Here is a 1,984-nt window from a genome sequence, read left to right on the forward strand (position 1 = left end):
CGCCCGGTTGGCGGACTTCGGGCGCCCGCGGTTTTTTCGCCGCATTGGCCATCGCGCTGATGGCCGCCGCGGTGCCTGCGCAGCCCGCGCATGCGCAAGCCAAGGAAAAGCGGGTGGGGCAAAAGACGGCGCGGCCTGCCGGTATCGACCGCAATGGGGTGCTGATCCTGATCCGCGGTGCGCTTTTGGCGCTCGACCAAGCCAACAAGACCGGTAACTACACCGTTTTGCGCGATCTCGGCTCGCCGAATTTCCAGGCCAACAGTGCGGCAGGGCTCGGCGACATCTTCGCCAACCAGCGCAAGCAGGCACTCGACTTCGGTGCCGTCGCGGTGCTCGAGCCGCAGCTGACCTTGCTGCCTCAGATCGAGCCGAACGGTATGCTGCATATGGCTGGCTTCTTCCCGTCGGTGCCCTTGCAGGTCAATTTCGAGCTTATGTTCGAGCCAACTGACCGGCAGTGGAAGATCTACGGCGTGTCCGTCAACCTGACATCAGGTGGCCCGCAAGCGCCCGACACGCCGGTGGCAGAGCAGTCGAAGCCGGACGCCGCCGGCCCGCCGCCGGAGGGGCCGTCGATGGCCGTACAGCCGAAGAAAGAGACCAAACCGGTCAAGCCGTAGCGTGTGGAGTGTTCATGCGCTGGTCCTGCCAAGTCCTGTGCGTAGCCTCGATGTCGGGAGCACCTGAGTTGACCGATGAAAAAAGGCTCCAGAGGTACATTTGCATACTCGACCCGACCAACGCATGGACGGTCTGGGATTGCGAGATGGAGATGCCGGCTTCACTGGGAGGCCAGCTTCTGACCGGGCGGCCGAAGGAGCGAGCCGAGGCTGCCCGCGCAATTCTGGAGCGTATCCACAAAAGCAAGATGGATGGTGGCAAGCCAAATCGGCTCCTCGATTAATCGTGCCTTCTGCGCTTCGTGGCGAGACCGCTGTCATGGTCGGCTCGGCCAGTTGGCGCGGGCTAGAGGCGGACCGTCGGCGCCGACAAGCTGATCCTTCGGATCAAGCTCGAAAGCCGGCTCTTTGCTGCTGCCGGCCATGTTGTGCAAGGGGCAACATGGCTGGCTGTGCAAGGTAGCTCGGGCCGACGGGTTTTCGTGCGGCTTGTCGCCCCACTCGCCGGTAAATTAGTCGAATGGAATGTGTATCCTCGATGTAACAGTCCGGCCACCGCAAGCGGTCATTGGCGGCACAAAGCGGCGGACCGTCGTCATTTGACGACTAGGAAAGCCGGCGGCATTCGATCAGCCATTGGCAGGAAACACTGACGATCGCTTCGGCTCCCGCCGAGGGCGATCTGTCGGGATCGGGGCTGGGGCACTACATGAATCTCAACGATCGCAATCGTCGCTATCGCAACCGCTTGCTGGTCAGCACGGCGATGGCCGGGGCGACGCTGCTCGGCTTGGGCCAAAATGCCGACGCCGCCTGCACGCCGGCGGCGCCACCCAACTATGTCTGCTCCGGCGTCAACACCACCGGCCAGATCGTACCCACCACGATCGGCTTGCCGCTCGACCTGGGCGACTTCATCGCCCTTGCCCTTGCTCCGGCCAACCCTTCGGTCACCACCGATCCGGGGTTCAGCGTTACCACCAGCGATCCCTTCGCGCTCGGCATACTGGGCAGCGGCGCGGTCAGCTACACCGATGCCAATTCTTCGGCGCTAAGCTCGACGACGGGCATCGGCCTTGGCGTCGTGTCGCTGGTTCCACAGGTGGCACCTCCCCATTACGGAGCGAACCCGGGTGGCGCGGTGACCATCGATACCAATGGTGCCTTGACCGGCGCCCTGATCGGCCTCGCCGCCATCAATACCGGCGACGGCGCCACCGCCGTCAACGCCACCGGCGATATCACGGCGACCGGCGCCAATGGCTATGGCGTCGTCGTCTATTCGCTAGGCTCGGATGCCGACGTCACCACCGGAAAAGTGAGCGGCACCAATGTCGGCATTTCCGCGATCAACCAGGGGG

At 63.8% G+C, this 1,984-nt stretch carries 2 protein-coding genes and 1 pseudogene; all 3 read left to right on the top strand.

The window, feature by feature from the left end:
* Positions 1 to 623, top strand: a 623-nt coding sequence (locus tag EN939_RS32010) for a hypothetical protein (protein ID WP_127271566.1), incomplete at its 5' end; no start/stop codon positions are given.
* Between the two features lie 68 nt (positions 624 to 691).
* Positions 692 to 907: a hypothetical protein gene (locus EN939_RS38300; protein WP_127271747.1), complete on the top strand. Its 216-nt coding sequence runs from the start codon at positions 692 to 694 to the stop codon at positions 905 to 907.
* A gap of 425 nt (positions 908 to 1,332) precedes the next feature.
* Positions 1,333 to 1,984, top strand: a pseudogene (locus EN939_RS32015) (hypothetical protein); the annotation flags it as partial.

Origin of the sequence: Mesorhizobium sp. M7A.F.Ca.CA.002.05.1.1, from assembly GCF_003998335.1 — a bacterium.
Taxonomy (GTDB): Bacteria; Pseudomonadota; Alphaproteobacteria; order Rhizobiales; family Rhizobiaceae; genus Mesorhizobium.